This is a genomic window from Mesorhizobium sp. M1143 (assembly GCF_040318435.1).
GTDB lineage: Bacteria > Pseudomonadota > Alphaproteobacteria > Rhizobiales > Rhizobiaceae > Mesorhizobium.
In genome coordinates this window covers 1-20,724 of sequence record NZ_JAMYMJ010000045.1, presented here as the reverse complement: position 1 = coordinate 20,724, position 20,724 = coordinate 1, and the positions used below count along the sequence as shown (strand labels likewise).

Genomic DNA, 20,724 nt, shown 5'->3' with positions numbered 1-20,724 from the left:
TTCGCGCTGCCCCTCATTGCGCTGCCGGGCATTTCTCCCCGTATAGTGAGAAAGAACGCCATCGCCAATGATTTCGCCAATTGTCACCGTCGCAGTATGGGCGGCGAGGCTGATGCCATCTCCCTTCACCCTCGCTATACGGGAGAAGGTGCCGGCAGGCGGATGAGGGGCAGCGCAGACCGACGATTTTGCACAAAGAAAAAGGCGGGAACTTCCCGCCTTTTCTGTGTCTGTGGTGTCGCCTCAATCAGTGCAAACGGCCGCTCGCATGGGCCAGCATGGTGTAGACCTTGCCGGTGTCCGACGTCAGGTAGGTCTGCGCCATGATGTTGTCGCGGTCGTTGCGCGAGACGTCCTTGAGCAGCTTCTCGAAATCGTCGCAGTAGCGGTCGACGGCGGCGCGGAACTCCGCCTCGGCCTGATATTTGCGGCGGATTTCGTCAAAGGTCTGCTGGCCCTTGAGCGTGTAGAGGCGGCGCGTGAACACGTCACGCTCGCCGCGCCGGTAGCGGTTCCACAGCTCGATCGAGGCGTCGTGGTCGATCGCCCGGGCAATATCGACCGAGAGCGAGTTGAGCGACTCCATGACATGCAGCGGCGAGCGCTGGACGGGAGTTGCGCGCGGTGCTTCCGCGGGCGCTGCCGGCCTGGCGACTTCCTCCTCGCGCGATGCCCCGGTCAGGAGATCGCGCACCCAGCCGCCTTGCGGCGTGCGGGCGTTGGCGTCGCGCTGGCGCGGTGCTTCGGCAGGGCGTTCGATATCGAGCGTGCCACGCAGGCCGCCGAGCGGCGCCTGCGGAGCAGGGCGCTCCGGCTGTGGCGCCGGCGGCGGGCGGCGTACCGGCTCGGCCGGGCGCTGCACTGGCGCCTGCGGCGCCGGGCGCAGGGCGCGCGGTTCGGCATTGTCGCCGCCGCGTCCCGATTTCGCAACGATATCCGAAAGTTCCTTGAGCGCGTTGATCTGCTCGGCAACGGCACGGCGGATCGCCGAGGTCGATTCCTTGGCCTCTTCCGGCATCTCGATGACGCCCTTCTTGAGCTCGGCGCGGGTGAGGTCGAGCTCGCTCTTGATCGAGCTTGCGGTGCGCCGCATCTCCTCGGTCGCATCGGCGAACCGGCTGGTTGCCGAATCGACCACTTCCGTTATGGCGATGCGGATCTTGTCGGCTGATGCCAGCGTCTTGCCTTCGGCATTCTGCATCGTCTGGCCGACAAGGTTTTCGAACGAACGCATCACCTTCTCGAGGTCTTCCGACTTCTTGACTAGGCCGACGGCGAGATCTTCGAGCGACGATTGCCGCTCAAGCGTGTGCTCCAGATTGCTCTGCGCCGAGCTCAACAGATCCGAAGCCGAGGACAGCAAGCGGCTGTGCTCGTCGAACTTGGTGGCGATCGAGGCCACTTCGCGCAGGGTCGACGACGACAATTCGGTAAGCCGCGTCGTGTTCGAATCGACCAGGCGTGCCGAGCTGGCGAAGGTCTGCGCGGCCTTTTCGGTGGTTGCCGCGAAGCTTTGCGTGCTGCCGCTCAGACGTTCGTCAACCTGGCCGAGGTTGATCGCCGCCTGTTCGATCAGCTCACCAAGCTGCGAGCTGGAGACGCTCATGCGGCCGATGAGGTCGGCGACGCTATCGGCGAGCGACGAGCGCGCGCCTTCGACGGCCGACAGCGTTTCGGCGGTGCGGCTGGCGAGCGCGTTGACGAGGGCGGCATTTTCGCTGCGCAGCTTCTCGGTCGCGCGTTCGGTGACCTCTTCCATGCTCTTTTGCAGTTCCGAGCCGCCCTGGGCGAAGCGCTCGACCAGCGGCCGCGCGGTTTCGTCCAGGATCTTCGCCATCTCGGCCGAACGCGCCGCCAGCATCGTGTTGAGCTCGCGGGTATTGGTGCCGATTGTCTTGGCAGCGTCGTTGGTGCTTTGGCCGATGTGCTGGCCGACCGCGGTAAAAGTCTCCGCAATCGTGTTGGCGCGCGAGATCAGCTGAGCTTCTGCGCTGGAAACCTGCTCGTTGAGCTTCTGGCCCATCGTCTCCGTCGTATAAAGAAGGCGGTTCTCGACGCTGGCGACCTGTTCCTCGACGCGCGAAGCTGCGGACGCAACGCTCGCGGCCAGCCGCTCGTCGGCGCCGGCAAGAGCCTGCTCCATCTCGCGGGCGTGGACGGCAAGTTCCTGGCCGGTCTGGCGTGCGCGTTCGGCAACACGCTGCTCGGTGCTGGCGAAGGCACCGACGATGTTGTTGGCATGCTCGCCGATCGTCGACGTGGAGTCGGCGATGCGCGACACCAGGCGGTGATCGGCCTCGTCGAAGATGCGGCTGATCTCGGTGGCGCGTGCCGACAGCGCGTCCGAACCCTCGGCAATGCGCGAGATCAGCTGCTGGTCGGCGGCGTCGAAGATGCGGCCAAGGTCCGAGGCGCGGGCGGCCAGCGCTTCGGCGGATTCGCCGATGCGCATGCTCAGCCGCTGGTCGGCGCCCTCGAAGTTACGCAGGATGTCGCCGGCGCGGTCGGCCAACGACTGCGCCGTCTCGACCGCGCGGGCGACCAGCTTCTGGTCGGCGGCGTCGAACGTGCCGGCGATCTCGCCGGCGCGGGCAGCCAGCCGTCCGGCCGTTTCTTCGGCGCGGGCGAGCAGCGAGTTCGACGTCTCGTCATGCCGGGCAAGCAGCACGCTCGTTGTGTCCTCGGCGCGGGCAAGCAAGGCGTTCGTCGTATCCTCTGCGCGCGCAATCAGGGCGCTCGATGTGTCCTCGGCACGGGCGTGCAGACGGCGATCCGCGTCCTCGAAGGTCCGGGCGATGTCCTCGGCCCGGGCCAAAAGGGCGGCCGAGGTCTGCTCGGCACGCTCGGCGATCTTGCGGTCGGCGTCGCTGAAGGCAGCACCGGCCTGTTCGTGCAGCGCGCTGGTGACTTCCATCACCTTCTCACGGAGCGCGCCGGCAACGAAGACGGCGCTCTTTTCAAGCACGCTGCGGACATTGTCGACACCCACCGACAACGCGCGCTCCATGGTTCCGGCGCGCTCTTCGATGATGCCGGTCTGCTTGCTGAAGGCCTGCTCGATTTTCTCGACATCGGCAGCGATTGCCGCCGAGATATCGGTGCTTCTGCCGGCAATCTGGTCGATATGGCCCGACAGAGAGCGGTCGACGTCCTTGCGTATGTCGGCGAGCTTTGCCAGATCGTCTTCCAGCGCCTGGGTCAACATGTTGCGGCCTTCGGCCAGCTTGCCGACATGGCCGGCGATGATGTCGTCAACCTCACCGCGGCTTGCCGACAGCTTCTGCAGGTCGGCTTCCAGCGCACGTTTCAGGATGTCTCGGCCCTCGGCCAGCTTCTCGACCTGGCCTGCGACCAGTCCGTCGATGCTCGACCGGCTCTCGGCCAGCTTGGCGAGGTCGTCCTCGAGAGCCTTCGACAGCGTCGCGCGATCCCGGACGAGCTTGTCGCTGTGACCCTCGATCAGGCTGTTGACATTTTCCAAATCCGCTTCCAGCACCCGTGCGAACTCGCCACGGTTTTCGCTCAGCTTCTGCGACTGGTCGGCAATGGCGCTCCTGATCGCATTGAGATCGGCTTCGAGCGCCCGTGTGAGGATGTCTCGGCCCTCGGCGAGCTTCTCGACCTGTCCGGCGACCAGCCCATCGATGTTGGAGCGGCTCTCCGCCAGCTTGGCGATGTCGTCTTCCAGTGCCTTTGAGAGCGCCGAACGGTCCTGGACGAGCCTGTTTTGATGATCGGCCATGATGCCGCTGACATTGTGCAAATCGTCCTGAAGCGCCTGGGATAGCGTCGAACGATCCTGGACAAGCCGGCTCGAGTGGTCGGTGATCAGGCTGTTCACATTCTGAAGGTCATCCTTAAGCGCCTGGGATAGCGTCGAACGATCCTGAACAAGCCGGTTCGAGTGGTCGGCGATCAGGCTGTTCACATTCTGCAGATCGGCCTCCAGTGCCCTGGAAAGCTGACCGCGCTCTTCCGCCACCTTGTCGGAATGACCCGCGATGGCGCCCTTGATGGTGTTGAGGTCGGCTTCGAGCGCGCGCTTGAGGATATCGCGGCCCTCGGCCAGCTTCTCGACCTGGCCGGCGACCAGCCCGTCGATGCTCGACCGGCTCTCGGCGAGCTTGGCGAGGTCGGCCTCGAGCGTCTGTGACAACAGGCCACGATCGTCGGCAAGCCGGCTCGAATGGTCGGAGAGCAGGCCTCTGATGCCGGACAGGTCGTTCTCCAGCGCCTTGCTGAGTTCGGTGCGATCCTCGGCCAGTTTCGCAGAGTGGCTCTCGATCACGCCCTTGATGCCGATAATGTCGTTTTCGAGCGCCTTGGTCAGGATGGCGCGGCCTTCGGCGATCTTTTCAACCTGGCCGGCGACCAGCCCGTCAATCGAGGCGCGGCTGTCGGCGAGCTTGCCGAGATCGGCTTCCAGGGCGCGCGACAGAATGTTGCGGCCTTCGGCCAGCTTACCGACATGCCCGGCGACCATTTCGTCAATGATCGTACGGGCTTGCACAAGTTTTCCGGAGTCTTCATGCAAAGCCTGGTTGAGCCGGTTGCGGCCTTCTTCAAGCCGCTCGAGATGGCTGCCCAGCGACGCGTCGATGGCGGCGCGCGACTCGTTGACCTTGCGCAGATCCTCTTCCAGGGCGCGCGAGATCAGGTTGCGGCCTTCGGCCAGCTTCTGCACCTGGTTCGTTACGGCCGCATCGATGCCGGCGCGGCCCTCGGCGAACTTCGCCAGGTCCGCCTGCATGGCAGCCGCCATGCGTTCGCGGCTTTCGGACAGCTTGCGGCTGTGGTTTTCGACGGCGTCCTCGATGCCGACACGGGCATCGGCAAGACGCTGGATGTCGGTGTCGAATGAGCGCGACACGACATGGCGGGCGGCTTCCATCCGGCCGGCGAAATCGCTGGCGCGGGCTTCGAGCATCGACGAGGTCGACGAGACGATGTCGGCCATGTCGGCGCCGATCTGGGTCTTGCCCTGATCGATCATGGCCGACAAATGATCCTTGCTCTCGGCAAAGGTGTGGGCGATCTCGCGGGCGCGCTCGACCAGCGTTTCGTTGATCTGGCGGGCGCGCGCCTCGAGCGCGGCGTTGAGCTTCTGCGTGCCGGTATCGAGTGCTTCGGCGCGGGTCTGAAATTCGCTGATCAGCGCCTGGCCGCGCTCGGCCAGCGTCCGCTCGATGCCGTTCAGGCTGGACTCGAATTCCGAGCTCAGGGTGCGGGCGGCGCCGCCGAGCAGCGACACCATACCGGTGGTGCGGTCGTCGAGCAGGTCGGTCAGCGACCGGGTCAGGCCGTCTGTGGTGTCCGTCAGCTTGGCGATGCGGGTGTCGAGCAGCGAAGCAAAGGCTTCGCCCGACGTCGACAGCCTGTCGGTGATTGAATCCAGCCGGGTTTCGACGGAATCGAAGATCGACATCGAGCTTTCATTGATGCGGTCGATCAGTGTGTCGCCGGAATTCGTGATCGTCATCGACAGCTTGGTCGACGCGTTGAGGATAGAGTCGCGAATAATGTCGGAGGCGGCGCCGATCTCGTCCTTCAGCGTTTCATGCGCGCCGGTGATCGAGGCGCGCACGCGCTCGGCATGAGTGACGACGGCTTCGCGCTCGCTGCCCAGCCCGTCGACCAGCGACCGGATGCGCGATTCATTCTCCGAATAGGAGCGTTCGATCTGGTTGACCTCGCTGTGGACCAGAGTTTCGAGCTCGACGGCGCGCGCCAGCGTGCGCTCGATGCCTTCGCCCATCGCCGCCACTTCACGGCGAACGGCCTGGCCGATCATCATCACGCGGTCTTGGGCGAGGTTTTCCGGCTCCGCCAAGCGGAAAGCCACCTCCGTCATCGATTGCGCGGCAATGCGCATTTCCTGCGCGCGGCGGATCATCGCCGCGAAGGCCCAAAACAGGACGACCGGTATGATTGCCGCGATCGCCAGGCCGATCAGTTCAGGGCGGGCCAGGATTTGATCGAACGTACGAATTTTCCAGATGCTGGGGCCAAACAGCAGATTGGCGAGGCCGCCGGCGCCGGCGATCCAGGCCAGCGACACGAACGCCACGACCCAATAGATCGTGCTAGACGCGCGCCGGTTGAGGCTGTGCAGCAGCGTCTTGTAATCTTTCTGGCGGTCATCGTTTGCCGGCTTGAAGCCGGCTGGCTGCGCGCTGTTGCGCGATTCGACCGGGCGCAGCTCGGCGGGCTTGGCTGCCGGCTTCGCACTCTGGTTTTGTTGGACGGGCGCGTTTTGAGCGGGGGCGGGCTTCTGGGGGCGGCCTTCGCGCGCCAGTTCGTCCGCGGCCTGCGATATCTGCGCTTCCAGATCTTCCATCGACGCCGCGATATCGAGATCGCCGCTGCCGTCTCCGCTGAGATCGAGGTCTAGTGCCTTTTCGAGTTCCCTGGCTACGTCGCTGTCGAGAGTTCTGGTCGTCGTTGGTTTCTTCGCCATGCCTTCGCTACCCTGTACTAGCTGCCGAGGGACTTCTTATTTTTGCCTGATTCTGGCTCGTCTTATCCCACGCAGGAGGCTGAAAATGGACCTTCGTATCGTAATGACACACAGGGGTAAAGAAAACATGCATTCCGCGAGATACGTAAAACTTTAAATATAAGGTTAACGACAACGTGATCTAACCGCCTCAACGGCAACAATTTTCCAGCCCATTCATTAACGCGTTGGCGACGGAAATCGCCTAGTTTTTTCGGCGATCGGCACAAGGAGTTTCAAATTGGTACGCGGTGAAAGCGGCATTGCCTTCTCAATGCCGGGCGGCGATGCGTCGGGACCGGCCCGTTCGCGCCCAGTGGATCTGGCCCATCTGGCCCGTCAGACTATGGGCGATCGCGCCCTCGAACAGGAGGTATTGGCGCTGTTCGTACAGCAGGCGCTTTCCGTCCGCGACAGAATAGTCGATGCCGATGTCAGGGAGCGACTGCTTCTGGCGCATGGGCTGAAAGGTTCGGCGCGCGGGGTCGGCGCCTTTGCCATCGCCGACTGCGCCACCTCGATCGAACAGCAGCCGGAAGATGCGCGCATCCTCAAGCGCCTCGGCACCCTGATCGAGGAAGTGCGCGATTTCATCGCCGCCATCAGCCGGTAATGGCTGCCGCTCGGCAGCGGCCACCGGGATGAATCGACGGGGCCAGGGCGTGCTTTGGCCAGCTTTCCGAAAAAACGTCACAAAGCGGCGCTTTCGCGCCGCAGTTGACTTGTCCGGTGGAGTGATTATCTCGGCTGGGACTCCCTTCAGGTGATAAATGACCAAGCTGACCTTCATTGCCCATGACGGCACTCCTTTCGATGTCGAGGCCGAAAACGGCTCGACCGTCATGGAGAATGCGATCCGTAGCGCGGTGCCGGGCATCGAGGCAGAATGCGGCGGCGCCTGCGCCTGCGCGACCTGCCATGTCTATGTCGACGAAGCCTGGACGGCCGAGGTCGGCGAGCCGGAGGCGATGGAAGAGGACATGCTGGACTTCGCCTATGACGTCCAGCCGAACTCGCGGCTGTCCTGCCAAATCAAGGTGCGCGACGCGCTTGACGGCCTGGTCGTGCGCGTGCCGGCTCGCCAGGGTTGATCTCCCGTACCATCTGATTTTTCCCGCCGCCGCTTGGCAGCGGGCCAATGCTCATGCAGTCTCGCGCCAGTTTCGCCCCAGTCTGACAATGAGGCTCGCCTGGCATGACCGATGTAATCAAGACGGACGCACTCATCGTCGGGGCGGGTCCGGTCGGCCTGTTCGCCGTGTTCGAACTTGGCCTCTTCGACATGAAGTGCCATCTGATCGACATCCTCGACCGACCGGGCGGCCAATGCGCCGAACTCTATCCGGAAAAGCCGATCTACGACATTCCAGGCTGGCCATCGATCTCGGCGCAAGGCCTGGTCGACAGACTGCTCGAGCAGATTCACCCGTTCAAGCCGGATTTTACCTTCAACCGCATGGTCTCCAGCCTGGAAAAGCTTGACGACGGCTCATTTCGGGTCACCACCGACGAGAACGAGGTGTTCGAAGCCAAGGTGGTGGTGATCGCCGCCGGTGGCGGCTCGTTCCAGCCCAAACGGCCGCCCATTCCCGGCATCGAGGCCTATGAGGGCAGGAGCGTCTTCTATTCGGTGCGCCGTATGGAGGAATTCCGCGGCCACGACCTCGTCATCGTCGGCGGCGGCGATTCCGCACTCGACTGGACGCTGAACCTGCAGCCGGTGGCAAAAAGCGTGACACTGGTCCACCGGCGCGCGGAATTCAGGGCGGCGCCCGACAGCGTCAACAAGATGTATGCCATGCAGGAGATGAAGCAGCTGGAGTTCCGGGTCGGCCAGGTGAGCGGCCTGACCGGCGCCGACGGCGAGCTGGCCTCTGCTATCATCAAGGGCGGGCCTGACGGCGACATCGAGGTGCCGTGCACGCGCATGCTGCCGTTCTTCGGCCTGACCATGAAGCTCGGCCCGATCGCCGAATGGGGGCTCAACCTTCATGAGAACCTCATCCCGGTCGATACCGAGAAATTCCAGACTTCGGTGCCAGGCATCTTTGCCGTCGGCGACATCAACTGGTACCCAGGCAAGCTGAAGCTGATCCTGTCGGGTTTTCACGAGGTGGCGCTGATGGCGCAGGCCGCCAAGCGCATCATCAGCCCCGGTGAGCGCATCGTCTTCCAGTACACGACGTCGTCGACCAGCCTGCAGAAGAAGCTCGGCGTCGTGGAGTAGGTCCTACAGCGCTTTCCGGATCACTCCACCAGAACGACCGGCGCCTCGGCCTCGTCGCGGCCGCGCAGTGACTTCTCCGGCATCAGCGCCAGCGTCATCAGCGCCAGCACGAGCGTAACGGCCGCGGCAAGGAAGATCATCATGAAGGGCGTCGCCGAGACGATCTGTCCGGCAGCCGGCGCGCCTTCGCCGGCAAGCGGCAGGCCATAGCCGAGCGCGACGGCGCCAAGCATGGCGACGCCGAGCGCGCTGCCCAGCGAACGCAGGAAGGTCAGCACGCCGGTGGCAACGCCGAGATGCGCGCGATCGACGGCGTTCTGCACCGATACGGTGGCGACCGGGAAGGTGGTGCCGCTTCCAAGGCCGATGCAGATGGTCAAGAGCTCGACCACCAGCAGCGAGGCGCGGCCGGCGACCAGGCTGAGCACGCCAAGACAGATAATGGCGAAGAGAACGCCGACCATGGCGATACGCTTGTAGTGGAAGAAGCGCGGTATCGTGCGGCCGCTGAACGTCGCGCCGGCGACCGTTCCGAGCAGCAGGCCGAGCATGGCAAGGCCCGACTGGCTGACCGACAGGCCGATGATCGACTGCAGATAGACCGGCAGGTACACCGACAGGCCGATATTGGCGGCCTGCAGCAGGAACATCGACGCCGTGCCGGCAAGCACGATCGGATTGCTCAGCACTTCAAGCGAAATCAGCGGCTCGGCCGCACGCATCAGCCTGAGCGCGAACGCACCCCAGAAGACCGCCGAACAGGCCAGCAGGCCGACGATCTCGCGCGAGGCCCATGGATAGGCGCTGCCGCCCCAGTTGAGGGCCAAAAGCAGCAATGCCGTCGCCACCACCAGAAGCAGCGCGCCCAGCGCGTCGATGCGATGCCGCTTTGCGGCGACCGGCAGTTTGCGCAGCGGCTTGTTGATGATGGCCATGGCCAAGATGCCGAGCGGGATATTGATCCAGAAGATCAGCGACCAATGCAGATGTTCGGCAAATCCGCCGCCGAGCAAAGGCCCGGCGATGCTGGCGACCGCCCAGGTGCCCGAAATCCAGGCGGCATAACGCGCGCGTTCGCGCGGCGGCACCAGGTCGCCGATGACGATCTGCGCCAGGGCGAACAGGCCGCCGCCGCCCGCACCCTGGATCGCCCGGCCGACAACCAACACGAACATGTTGGGGGCCATGGCGCTGACCAGCGATCCCAGAAGGAAGATCAGGATCGCCGCATAGACGGTCGGCCGGCGGCCATAGACGTCGGAAATCTTGCCGTAGAGCGGCGCCATGGCCGTCGCCGTCAGGAGATAGCCGGTCACGATCCACGGCAGGTAGTCGGCATGGCCGAGCGAACGGCCGATGGTCGGCATGGCCGGCGCGACGATTGTCTGGTCGAGCGCCGCCAGCAGCATCGACAAAAGGATGCCGGCGATGATGACGTTCTTCTCGCTTTCCGTCAGCGGCGCGGCGGGCGCCACCCCGTCCGGCTTGTCGACAGCCTGGTCCATATCAGTTCATCCATAACGTTCGAGAGCGATTGCGCGGCGCCAAATGGCCGCTCCGCTACACGCCGCCTCAATTGGTCTTGATCTGGTGTTTCGAAGCTCGCGCCTTGCCAGCCTGACATATCTTGCGAGCCTGACATATGTCGTCCCGTATAGGCCGATTTCGACCTATGCCCGAAAATTTTCTGGGGCTGGCCTCATGTTTCGGCAGAATTGGCTTGGTATCAGTCCGTGTTTCAGCCGGGCGGAAGCTGGCCGTTCTCGACGCGCTGCATGCGGTAGCGCAGCAGCCGCAGGATGCGGCTTTCGAAATTCACGCCTTCCACGCGGTCGAAGCGCAATTGGTCCTGGTCATGCCTGGCGAGTTCGGCCGCGGTGATCTGCGCCGCCTTCGCCTTGGCCCCGGCGCAGGTCTTTTGCGCAAAGCTCGCGTTCAGCGCGTCTTCGAGCAGACGGCCGTGGTTCTTGGCGATCTCGACATGACGCTCCTCATGGCGCTTGATGTCGGCCGACAGCGTGTCCCAGAACAGCCTGACATCGGGATCGGCCTTGCGCGGCCTGCGCCACTCCGGAAGGATGACCTTGACCTTGACGGTAACGGCGGCCTTGGCGATGCGGCAGGTGTCTGCGGTTTGCGCGTAGCTGATGCGGGTGGTGAACGCCATCTGGGTGGCGCCTGGATGCCGCATCCCGGTGCTTTTCACCTCGGGTCCATGCTTCGACAATTGCGTCTCGATGTCATCGAGCGTGCTGCCGCCGATGGCAAAATAGCTGTAAGTCTTCACCAGATTGGCAGCATTCGCCGGCAGGACGGTCAAAGCCAGCATCAGGGCGCAGAGCAGGGGTCGTTTCATCATGTTGCCTCTTCACTCACCTTGCTTTACGGCCGTTGCCGGCGCAACGGAATTGATCTTCCACCGATCACGCATCGTTGATGGATTGCAAGCGCTCGATGAGCCACATGCCAATGAGCCACATGCCAATGAGACACATGGTTGAAGGACAATGACGACAAGGCGATGGCAACTGGCGCATAAGTGCCATCTTGACCTTGGCGAGAAAGCCATTGTGGTCGGCATTCTCAACGTCACGCCGGACAGTTTTTCCGACGGCGGGCTGTTCATCACGCCTGATCAGGCTGTGGCTCAGGCGCACCGCATGGTCGAAGAGGGGGCCGCCGTCATCGACATCGGCGGGGAATCCACGCGCCCTGGCGCATCGCCCGTAACTGCTGAAGAAGAGCAGGGCCGCATCCTGCCGGTGATCGCAGCACTCGCCGTTTCAGGCGAAGCCCTGGTATCGGTCGACACCTATCGCGAGGAAACCGCGCGCCTCGCCGTCGCCGCCGGTGCGCATATCGTCAATGATGTCTGGGGCTTGCAGCGCGAACCGGGCATCGCCCGCGTCGCCGCCGAGACCGGCGCCGGACTGGTCATCATGCATACCGGGCGCGAGCGGCAAAAACTGCCCGACGTCATCGCCGACCAGTTTTTGTTCCTCAAGGCTTCGCTGGAAATCGCCAGGCGCAGCGGCGTTGCGGACGATCATATCGTACTCGATGCCGGCTTCGGCTTCGCCAAGGAGACGGCTGAGGAAAACCTCGACCTGATGGCGCGGTTTTCCGAGCTTAAGGAGCTCGGTTTTCCCTTGATGGCCGGCACCTCCAGAAAACGCTTCATCGGCACCGTCACCGGCCGCGAAGCCGGCGCGCGCGCCGCCGGGACGGCAGCCACCAGTGTCATCCTGAGGCTGAAGGGCGCCGATCTGTTTCGCGTTCACGATGTCGCAATCAACATGGACGCACTGGCCGTCGCCGATGCTATGCTGGCGCGTGAAAAGCCAGGACGCTGAGCCCAGGACACCAAGAAATGCCAGGACACTAAGAAATGTACGTCATCCGCATGAAGAACTGCGCCTTCTTTGCCCGGCACGGCGTGCTGGACGAGGAAGAGGCGCTTGGCCAGCGTTTTTATGTCGATGCCGAGTTGACGGTCGAGCCCAGCCGCCCACTGGAGGATGATTCCATCGAGGACACCGTCAATTACGGCATCGCCTTCACGGTGATTGAAAAGATCGTCACTGGACATCGCCGTTTCCTGATCGAGGCGCTGGCGCTCGAAGTGGCGAAGGCGCTGACTTCACGGTTTCCGCAGATCAGGAAGGCCGAGATCACCGTGCGCAAGCCCAACGCACCGGTGCCCGGCGTGCTCGATTACGTCGAGGTGACCGTTGTCTGGCCAGAGTAGCAAAAACACGGTCTATCTCAGCCTTGGTGGCAATCTCGGCGATCCCTCGGCCTCGATGGCCACGGCGCTGCGCCTGCTGGACGCCGACGAGAACACGCGTGTCATCGCCGTCTCCTCGCTCTATCGCACGCCGCCCTGGGGCAAGCTCGACCAGCCGGATTTCCTCAACGCCGCTGCCGAAATCTCGACCGCGCTGGCGCCAAGGGCGCTGCTCGACCTCTGCCTCGAGGCCGAGCGCAAGCTGAAGCGGGTGCGCGAGGAGCGCTGGGGTCCGCGCCTGATCGACATCGACATATTGGTGTTCGGCGACCGCATCATCCACGAAACCGGGCTGGAAGTGCCGCATCCCCGGATGCTGGAGCGCGCCTTCGTTCTGGCGCCCCTGGCCGAGATCGCGCCGGATCTGGCGGTGGGCGGCAGGAGCGTGAGCGCGCGGCTCAGCGCCGTCGATACATCAGGCATAGAGCGACTGGCATCCGGCCGCGACTGGTGGCTGGGTTAACCGGAAAATCCGCCGCCATCGAGAAATGCCTGTTCGTCCGCCGTCGTCTCGCGGCCAAGCATCTTGTTCCTGTGCGGAAAGCGGCCGAAACGCTCGATGATGTCGCGATGCTCGATGGCGTATTTCACATACTCCGGCGCCCTGGCGGTGGTGAGCTCGACCGATCTGTCCTGGTCGGCGGGCAGTTCCGAATGTTCGTAGGGCAGGTACAGGAAGACGCGCAGGTTTTCTTCCAGCGCAAGGTCGTGGCCGGCAGCGATCGCCTTGGCGGCAAAATACCGCGCCAGCGGATCGGTGGCGTACATATGGCCTGAGCCGCGAAAGCAGTTGCGCGGAAACTGGTCGAGCAGGATCATCAGCGCCAGCGAACCCTCGGCATGCTCCGACCATGCGTCGCACTCGCGCCGCGCGGCGGCAAAGTGCAGGTCGAGAAACCTGCTGCGGAAATTCGCGTCGAAGGCGTCGTTCTTCTCGAACCACGCGTCTTCGCCGGCCTCGCGCCAGAATTTTGTGACGGCGAGCGCGCGCTCATCCAATGCGGTCATCAGCTTTCCCCCTGATCGGCGGGCTCCGGCTTGTGCAGCACGCCGGCCGTCTCTTCGTTCAGAGCCTGGCCGGGCCGGCGCGGTTGCGTCAGCGGCGTCGGGATCGGCGTGCCGGTATTGCCCCTGAGGAAACGTTGCCCGGCGCGGACGCCTTCGGCCAGCTGCGTCTCCAGTCGGGCATTGTCGCGCCGTCGCACATCCTCGATGACATCGGCGACATCTTCCGGCTCGACGCCCAAAACCTCGAGCGCGGAACCGCCGAAGACCAGGGCCGATTCGAAGGTCTCGCGCAGCTGGAAGTCGACCCCGGCGCGGATGAGCGACAGCGCGGTGCCGCGATCGAAGGCACGCGCCAGGACAGTCAGCAGCGGGAACTCCGCCTTGATCAGTTCCGCCATGCGCACGGCGGCGTCCGGCTTGTCGACGCAGATCAGCACGGCGCGGGCGCGGCCTGCACCTGCGGCGCGCAGAATGTCGAGCCGCGTGCCGTCGCCATAATAGACCTTGAAGCCGAAATCGGCGGCCGCCTGGATCATTTCGACATCATTGTCGATGATCGACACGTCGATGCCGCGCAACAAAAGCGGCTGGCTGGCGATCTGGCCGAAACGGCCGAAGCCGATGACCAGCACACTGCCGGTAAGGCCGTCGGCGATGTCGACGCCTTCAAGCGACTGCTCGTCGCGCGGCGTCACATATTTGAGCGCAATGATGGCCAGCGGCGTCAGCACCATGGAGATGATGATGATCGCGGTCAGCGTTGCGTTGGCCCGGCTGTCGATGATGCCAACCGCCGCCGCGGCCGAATAGAGGACGAAGGCGAATTCGCCGCCTTGCGCCATGATCACGGCGCGTTCCAGCGCTTCACGATGACCGCTGTTCAGCAAGCGGGCGACGAGGTAGATGCCGAGCGCATTCATCGCCATGTAGGCGACGACATAGACGGCGATCAGCCGCCAGTTGTCGGCCACCACATGCAGGTCGAGCGACATGCCGACGGCGAGGAAGAACAGGCCAAGCAGGATGCCGCGGAATGGCTCGACGTCGGCCTCCAGCTGGTGGCGGAAAGTCGATTCCGACAACAGCACGCCGGCCAGGAACGCGCCCATCGCCATCGACAGGCCGGAAAGCTGCATGACCAGCGCCGACCCCAGCACGACCAGAAGTGCTGCCGCCGTCATCACCTCGCGCGCCTTGGCGTCGGCCAGGATGCGGAAGAACGGATTGAGCAGATAGCGGCCGGCCACCACCAGCCCGACGATGGCGCCAAGACCGATGCCGATTTCGGCCAGCCTCTGCTGCAGGGTCATCTCGGCGCCGCCCGGCGCCAGGAAGGCGACCAGCGCCAGAAGCGGCACGATTGCCAGATCCTCGAGCAGCAGGATGGATACGATGCGCTGGCCCTTGGGGCTGGCCATCTCGCCACGCTCTTCCAGAAGCTGCATGACGATCGCCGTCGAGGTCAGCACGAAGCCGGCACCGGCAACGAAGGATTGCGCGATCGGAAAGCCGCCGGCGAGACCAACACCGGTAAGCAGCAATGCGCAGACGCCGACCTGCAGCGCGCCGAGGCCGAAAATCTCGCGGCGCAGGCCCCATAGCCGCGACGGCTGCATCTCCAGCCCGATGATAAACAGGAACATGACCACGCCGAGTTCGGCGACATGCAGGATGGCTTCCGATTCGGAAAAAATGCCAATACCGAACGGGCCGATGACCACGCCCGCGGCGAGATAGCCGAGGATCGAGCCCAGCCCCATGCGTTTGAAGATCGGAACGGCGACGACGCCTGCGGCAAGCAGCGCCACCACCTGAATGAGATCGCTGCCCGATGCTTCCGCTGCCATGCCTCTTGTCCCTGTGTCCGACAGCACTCCTTGCATGCACTGGGAGCGGGAGGCAAGGGCGGGAAGCCTGCCAGGATGGGTAGGGTGCCGCGGCAGCGATTCCCCGGTGGAACAACAGTCTGCGCTTGCCTGTCGGACGGCCGGTATTTATATCTGACAAATGCCTGATTATTCGTCCCGGCCGTCGCCGCTGCCACATATCCCGATGGATGCGCTCAGCGAAGTTCTGCAAGACTTTCGCTTGAGTGGCGTCAACTATGGCCGCTGCGAACTCCGGCACCCATGGAGCATAGACTTTCCGCAACAACAACTGCTTCGTTTTCACTTTGTCGGCCAGGGTCCATGTTGGATTCACACCGAAGCGCAAGGCTGGCAGGAGTTGCGCGATGGCGATCTGGTGCTGCTGCCGCAAGGCATCGCCCATCGGCTGGCGAGTGCGCCGGACGTGGTGGGCGACTCGCTCGAGGGCTGCCAGGTGATCAAGTTGGGCGGCAACGTTTGCGAAGTGATACGGCAGGGAACGGGCGCGACAAGCACCCTTTTCTGCGGCTCCATGTCTCTCGGCTCCTATGCGCTCAATCCGTTGGTCACGTTGATGCCGCCTCTCATCAAGGGTTGCGACGTGGCCGGCAATGACCCGATGGTCGGCCCTTTGCTGGCGGCCATGACGGTGGAGGCCGCGCAACCGCAGATGGGCAGCGCCACCATCCTGTCGCGTATGGCGGATTTGCTGACAGCCAGGCTCATACGCTGCTGGGTCAATTGCAACGGCGCCTCGACCACCGGTTGGCTCGCAGCCATCCGCGACCCCCATATAGGCCGCGCTCTGGCGGCCATGCACCGCGACCCCGGCCACAACTGGACGCTGGGAAGCCTCGCCGGCGTGGCAGGCCAATCGCGTTCGATTTTCGCCGAGCGCTTCAGCGCGGTATTGGGGGAGGGTGCCGCACATTATCTCGCCCGCCTGCGAATGCAGCTTGCCCGCGAGTTACTGGGCCAAAACGGCTTGTCGGTTGCCGAAGTCGCTACCCGTCTGGGCTATGATTCCGAGGCGTCCTTCGCCCGCGCGTTCAAGCGCATCACCAATGTCTCGCCAGGCGTTGTGCGTCGCACAATTCCCGGACGAATGGATATGAATTTCGGATTTTAAGGTACATAACATCCGGACGGACTCGCCTATCTAAGATCTCCAACTGTGGAGATCTTTCCGTGACTGACACAACACTACAGCTTGAAGACGCCGCCATCGGCCTTGATGCCGATGCACCAGCCGCGTGGAGCGCGGCCACATGGTTTGCGGTCCTATCATTGGCGGCCACCAGCTTTGCCCTGGTGTCAGCCGAGTTCTTGCCGGCAGGTCTGTTGACGCCGATGGCGCGCGATCTCGGCATCAGCGAGGGAACTGCCGGACAGGTCGTCACCGCCACCGCTTCCGTTGGCGCCGTGACGGCCATGTTGAGCAATGTTCTCATCGGCCGATTGAACCGCAAGGCGGTGCTGGTTGGCCTCATGGCCTTGGCGGTCGGTTCCAATATTCTTGCGGCGCTGGCGCCCAATTTCTGGCTGTTGTTGCTGGGCCGGGCCGGGCTGGGGATTGCTCTCAGCGCTTTCTGGGCACTTTCGGTTGCCGTCGTGTCGAGGCTGGTCGGCGCCAATGCGACAGGTCGAGGCATGGCGATCGTCACCCTCGGCGTCTCGCTCGCCACCATCGCCGCGCCGTCGATGGGTGCGTTGATCAGCGACTGGCTGGGATGGCGCAGCGCGATGGCCATGACGGCGGGGCTGGCCGCGCTTGCCATGCTGCTGCAGCTTCTCAGCCTGCCGACCTTGCCTGCGGCGGCAAGCAACAGCCTTGCAGACGTCTTTCGGCTGACACGGCGGCGTGGCATCCAACTCGGCATGCTTGCCATTGTTCTGCTGATGACCGGGCATTTTGCCGGCTCGGTCTATGTGCGCCCCTTCCTCGAACAGGTGACGCTCCTCACAACCGGGCCGATTGCCCTGGCGCTGCTCGGGTTCGGCATCGCCGCTGTGATCGGCAATATTGCCGGTGGCCGCCTGGCCGACACCAACATCCACATGGCCCTCGCAGTTACCGCCGCGTTGATGGCGTTTTCGGCACTCGCTTTGGTGCTTTGGGGCGCGCAAACCGGCGTTGCCTTCGGCTTTGTTACGCTGTGGGGCTTCGCCTTCGGCATGGCGCCGGTTGTGCTGCCGACCAATATGTCCCGCGCGGCGCCTGATGCGCTGGAAGCAGCAGGCAGCCTGATGGTCACTTCCTTCCAGGTTGCCATCACCGTCGGTGCGGTTGTCGGCGGTTATGTCGTGGACACCTATGGCGCTACGGGGCCTTTGACCCTAACCGCCGTCCTTGCCGCGGCGACGGCCGCACTGGCGCTGCTGCAGCCTCGTGGCTGAAACCTTGCTTCGTCTGACACGGGCGGCCTCAATCAGGCCGTCCGCGCCGTTGCAGCAGCGCTGCACAAGTTTATGCGCCGCACACGTTGCGTTTTGCCGCAATCGGCGGCTATGGGACGCCAGGCTTCGGCCGTTGGAAGGCAGCGACGATCAAGTTCTGCCTTCGTGAGGAGAATGACTGACATGAAGAAGTTTTTGCTCGTCGGCGTGGGTGTCGCCATGCTTGCCGCATCGGCCTGTTCGAAGGCGCCTGAATGCACGCAGGAAATCGCGGCCAAGAAGGCGCAGGAAATGACCGCCGCGCTGCAGGAAGCGATCACCAAGGATCCGACCAAGGCCGCCGACCTGACCGCCAAGGTGCAGGCTGTGACGACCAAATATCAGGGCGCCACCACGCCGGCCGACGCCTGCAAGGCCTATGACGAGCTGACGGCCGCCATCAAGGGCTGATTCTTCGTTCGGAAATTGAGAAAGGCGGTGGCTCGAGTAGCCGCCGCCTTTTTTGCTGGTGTTCTTAAAGCGCATCGCGCTGACACGGAGGACCGCCGGCACGCACAGGACCCCTGACACGTCGGCCTTGCTGTGGCTTGGGCCATCGGAGACGCTGACTTCGTCGGTTGCGCGCCACATGTCCGGTCGCGGCAGAAAGGTGCCGCCCCGAGCGGCCCGTGCTTGAGGAGCGCCAACCTGGCCGCAAGGTGGCCTGTCACTTCCCGACATCGAGCTGAGCGGAATCGCTCAGCTATCGCGCAGTGCAACCCCGTTCCGCGCTTTTTTCGGGGAACCGCTTGAGAGTCAGTTTTTGGCGATGGAGCCGACTTCGACGGCGTCGACGCGCTTGAGGCTCATACCGATGACCGGCACCAGTTGCTGGTCGACGCGCACGGCGATAGTCACCGTCATCGAATTGTCGTCGGGAATGCGGGCCTGCATGACGCCGCGCAATTGGTTGCGGTTGATGGTGAAGACGACTTTGCGGGCATCGACCACATTGCCGCCGATGATGTCCAGGCCCGACCCCGCGGCGCCGCCCATGAAATTGCCCTTGTAGTCGCGGCCCTTGCGCTCGACGGTCGCCGACATTTTCTGGGTGAAGACACCGACGCGGCAGTCGCCATCGAGCGTCATGCCGGTCTTGTTGTCCGGCGTCGAGCCGTCGAAGCTGCAGGTGAACTTCGTGCCCTTGTATTTGCCGGCGATGATTTCGCCCGGGCCGACCCATTTGCCTTCAACGGTGCGGAAGAACTGCTTGTCGGGCTCGGCTGCAAAGGCTTTCCCGGTCGGGCCCAGAGGTGCTGCAAGCGCGACCAGGGGCAGGACGCAGGACAAGATTACGCTTTTCATAGACGACACCCGGCAACAAGGAGGCTGTTGTTGGACGACCATGAACAAGATTGGTTAATGCTTGGTGACCGCGAGAGGGCGTTCACTTGCTTGAGGCGGGTGCTTCATTCTCTTTTTTGGCCGCAAACGAGGTCAGCGCCGACAGGAAATCGCCCATACCCGGCCGCCTGCCGGCAATGAAGGGCAGGGGCCGCGCCGTCTCCATGGCAGCAATGCCAATACGCGCCGTCATCATGCCGTTTACCACGCCTTCGCCGAGTTTCGCCGACAGCCGGGCGGCAAGGCCATGGCCGACGATCTGCTGGACGAAGCTGTCGCCGACGGCGATCGAGCCGGTCACCGCCAGATGGGCAAGAACGCTGCGCGCCAGCCGGAAAAAGCCCAGCGTGCCCGGCCTGCCGCCGTAGAGTTCGGACAAGCGGCGGATCAGGCGCCCGGCCTCGAACACGACATAGGCAACGTCTACGAGTGCGCGGGGGCTGACGGCGGTGACCAGCGACACGCGTTTGGCTGCTTCGAGGATCATCACCTTGGCTCTCGCATCGAGCGGCCCGAGAATCTCGGCCTCGGCCAGTCGCACCAGATTGCCGCCGTCGATGATCTCGCCGCGCAATTCGGCCAGGGAGCGCCTGCCGGCCGCGGTTTCGGGTTTCGCAGCGACAAAGGCCGAAAGCTCTTCGACGACGGCCCTTGCAGCCTTCGGATCGTCGCGCGCCACGGCATCGAGCGCCCGCTTTTGCAGTTTTTCGACCTCGGCCAGCCGGGCAATAGCCAGGAATTCCCGCACCAGCACGACCGCGAGCGCCAACACGGCAATTGCGGCCATTCCCGCTGCCAGCCACCCCAGCCACTCTGCGCGCTCGAACAGGTCGCGGATGAGTTGGTCGGTCCACAGGCCGACGGCGAGCGAAACCAGCACGCCGACCGCGCCGAAAAACAGGCTGGCAAACAGCGAGCGCCTGCGCGGCGCGGTCGCCGGCGGCGGTTCGGCGGCGACAATGTCGGGTTCGTTGAAGACATCGATCTCGGCCGGCAGGACGACGGCGCGCGACTTGCGTGCCGGCGGCTCGGCATGGTGGCGGCGCGTTTCCTGCTTCGGTTCGGCCTCCGGCTCGATGCGGAAAGCTGCCGGTCTGCGGGGCGCGGTCATGCCAGATGGTCTCCGATCAGGAACTGCAAGGCGCGGTCGAGCCTGATATGCGGCAGCGACAGCGTGACGCCTTCAGCGGTGCGTTCGAGCTTTGGCGGGCGAAAGCGCACGAAACGGATCGCCGGATCGTCGCTGCTCTGCCGGTGGTCGGCTTCGGAAACGTCGAAAACCGCGTCAATTTTCTCCGGCAAGTCCCCGGGAAATATGGCGGTTTCGGCATTACCATCAAAGGTTTCGCCGTTGATCTTCTCGCCCTTCAGCGGCGTGCCGATGATCACCGGCAGGGTTTCGCGGCCTTGCTTGACCGTGCCTTCGCGCGTCGCGCGCACCGCCGCCATGGCGACCACGTCGACATCGGCGCCGGTGAAATTTGCCCGCGCCCCGGCGCGGTCGGCAAGCCGCCGCCCGCTTGCCTGCAGCCGGTCATGGCTTTCGTGCTGCAAATGG

17 protein-coding genes are annotated in these 20,724 nt (G+C 64.0%); 9 read left to right on the top strand and 8 right to left on the bottom strand.

Annotated elements, in window-relative coordinates; genetic code table 11:
- Positions 1-247: 247 nt before the first annotated feature.
- Positions 248-6,457: a kinesin gene (locus tag NKH35_RS24220; RefSeq protein ID WP_352916659.1), complete on the bottom strand. Its 6,210-nt coding sequence runs from the start codon at positions 6,455-6,457 to the stop codon at positions 248-250.
- Between the two features lie 313 nt (positions 6,458-6,770).
- Between NKH35_RS24220 and NKH35_RS24215 the strand changes: the two genes are divergently transcribed.
- The 3 genes from NKH35_RS24215 (at position 6,771) to NKH35_RS24205 (ending at position 8,723) form a co-directional block, all read left to right on the top strand.
- Positions 6,771-7,109 (top strand): Hpt domain-containing protein, encoded by a 339-nt coding sequence (locus tag NKH35_RS24215; RefSeq protein WP_023688665.1) that lies wholly within the window; start codon positions 6,771-6,773, stop codon positions 7,107-7,109.
- A 157-nt stretch (positions 7,110-7,266) separates the two neighbouring features.
- Complete coding sequence (locus NKH35_RS24210; RefSeq protein WP_023673507.1) at positions 7,267-7,587, top strand: 2Fe-2S iron-sulfur cluster-binding protein; 321 nt, start codon at positions 7,267-7,269, stop codon at positions 7,585-7,587.
- 104 nt (positions 7,588-7,691) lie between these two features.
- Complete coding sequence (locus NKH35_RS24205; RefSeq protein WP_023734295.1) at positions 7,692-8,723, top strand: NAD(P)/FAD-dependent oxidoreductase; 1,032 nt, start codon at positions 7,692-7,694, stop codon at positions 8,721-8,723.
- A gap of 20 nt (positions 8,724-8,743) precedes the next feature.
- On the opposite strand, the gene NKH35_RS24200 is transcribed toward NKH35_RS24205, so the two are convergent.
- Both NKH35_RS24200 and NKH35_RS24195 read right to left on the bottom strand, forming a co-directional pair.
- Positions 8,744-10,228 (bottom strand): MDR family MFS transporter, encoded by a 1,485-nt coding sequence (locus NKH35_RS24200; RefSeq protein WP_023734296.1) that lies wholly within the window; start codon positions 10,226-10,228, stop codon positions 8,744-8,746.
- A gap of 233 nt (positions 10,229-10,461) precedes the next feature.
- Complete coding sequence (locus NKH35_RS24195) at positions 10,462-11,082, bottom strand: DUF922 domain-containing Zn-dependent protease (RefSeq protein WP_023728091.1); 621 nt, start codon at positions 11,080-11,082, stop codon at positions 10,462-10,464.
- A 148-nt stretch (positions 11,083-11,230) separates the two neighbouring features.
- On the opposite strand from NKH35_RS24195, the gene folP reads away from it, so the two are divergent.
- Genes folP through folK form a run of 3 tightly spaced genes read left to right on the top strand, consistent with a single transcriptional unit; the run spans position 11,231 to position 12,973 of the window.
- A complete protein-coding gene (gene folP, locus NKH35_RS24190) occupies positions 11,231-12,076 on the top strand; it encodes a dihydropteroate synthase (RefSeq protein ID WP_023734297.1) in 846 nt (281 codons plus the stop codon).
- 35 nt (positions 12,077-12,111) lie between these two features.
- Positions 12,112-12,471 (top strand): dihydroneopterin aldolase, encoded by a 360-nt coding sequence (folB, locus tag NKH35_RS24185; RefSeq protein ID WP_023673502.1) that lies wholly within the window; start codon positions 12,112-12,114, stop codon positions 12,469-12,471.
- Positions 12,455-12,973 carry a 2-amino-4-hydroxy-6-hydroxymethyldihydropteridine diphosphokinase gene (folK, locus tag NKH35_RS24180; RefSeq protein ID WP_023734298.1) on the top strand — a complete coding sequence of 173 codons (519 nt, stop codon included), beginning with the start codon at positions 12,455-12,457 and terminating at the stop codon, positions 12,971-12,973. Before folB ends, folK begins: the two co-directional genes overlap by 17 nt.
- On the opposite strand, the gene NKH35_RS24175 is transcribed toward folK, so the two are convergent.
- Together NKH35_RS24175 and NKH35_RS24170 are read right to left on the bottom strand one after the other, a co-directional pair.
- Positions 12,970-13,518: a DUF924 family protein gene (locus tag NKH35_RS24175; RefSeq protein ID WP_031204189.1), complete on the bottom strand. Its 549-nt coding sequence runs from the start codon at positions 13,516-13,518 to the stop codon at positions 12,970-12,972. The two genes, folK and NKH35_RS24175, sit on opposite strands and share 4 nt — an antisense overlap.
- Complete coding sequence (locus NKH35_RS24170; RefSeq protein WP_023734300.1) at positions 13,518-15,365, bottom strand: monovalent cation:proton antiporter-2 (CPA2) family protein; 1,848 nt, start codon at positions 15,363-15,365, stop codon at positions 13,518-13,520. Before NKH35_RS24170 ends, NKH35_RS24175 begins: the two co-directional genes overlap by 1 nt.
- 160 nt (positions 15,366-15,525) lie before the next feature.
- Here NKH35_RS24170 and NKH35_RS24165 point away from each other — a divergent pair, with 160 nt between their 5' ends.
- The 3 genes from NKH35_RS24165 (at position 15,526) to NKH35_RS24155 (ending at position 18,233) form a co-directional block, all read left to right on the top strand.
- Positions 15,526-16,515 (top strand): AraC family transcriptional regulator, encoded by a 990-nt coding sequence (locus NKH35_RS24165; RefSeq protein WP_023734301.1) that lies wholly within the window; start codon positions 15,526-15,528, stop codon positions 16,513-16,515.
- A gap of 59 nt (positions 16,516-16,574) precedes the next feature.
- Positions 16,575-17,783 carry an MFS transporter gene (locus NKH35_RS24160; RefSeq protein WP_023734302.1) on the top strand — a complete coding sequence of 403 codons (1,209 nt, stop codon included), beginning with the start codon at positions 16,575-16,577 and terminating at the stop codon, positions 17,781-17,783.
- A gap of 183 nt (positions 17,784-17,966) precedes the next feature.
- Positions 17,967-18,233: a hypothetical protein gene (locus NKH35_RS24155; protein ID WP_023673496.1), complete on the top strand. Its 267-nt coding sequence runs from the start codon at positions 17,967-17,969 to the stop codon at positions 18,231-18,233.
- Between the two features lie 345 nt (positions 18,234-18,578).
- Here NKH35_RS24155 and NKH35_RS24150 read toward each other — a convergent pair whose 3' ends face one another.
- From NKH35_RS24150 to NKH35_RS24140, 3 genes are all read right to left on the bottom strand, one after another.
- Positions 18,579-19,127 (bottom strand): hypothetical protein, encoded by a 549-nt coding sequence (locus NKH35_RS24150; protein ID WP_023673495.1) that lies wholly within the window; start codon positions 19,125-19,127, stop codon positions 18,579-18,581.
- Between the two features lie 82 nt (positions 19,128-19,209).
- Positions 19,210-20,277: a YcjF family protein gene (locus tag NKH35_RS24145; RefSeq protein WP_023734303.1), complete on the bottom strand. Its 1,068-nt coding sequence runs from the start codon at positions 20,275-20,277 to the stop codon at positions 19,210-19,212.
- Positions 20,274-20,724, bottom strand: a 451-nt coding sequence (locus tag NKH35_RS24140; RefSeq protein WP_352916656.1) for a YcjX family protein, incomplete at its 5' end; no start/stop codon positions are given. The genes NKH35_RS24140 and NKH35_RS24145, both read right to left, overlap by 4 nt.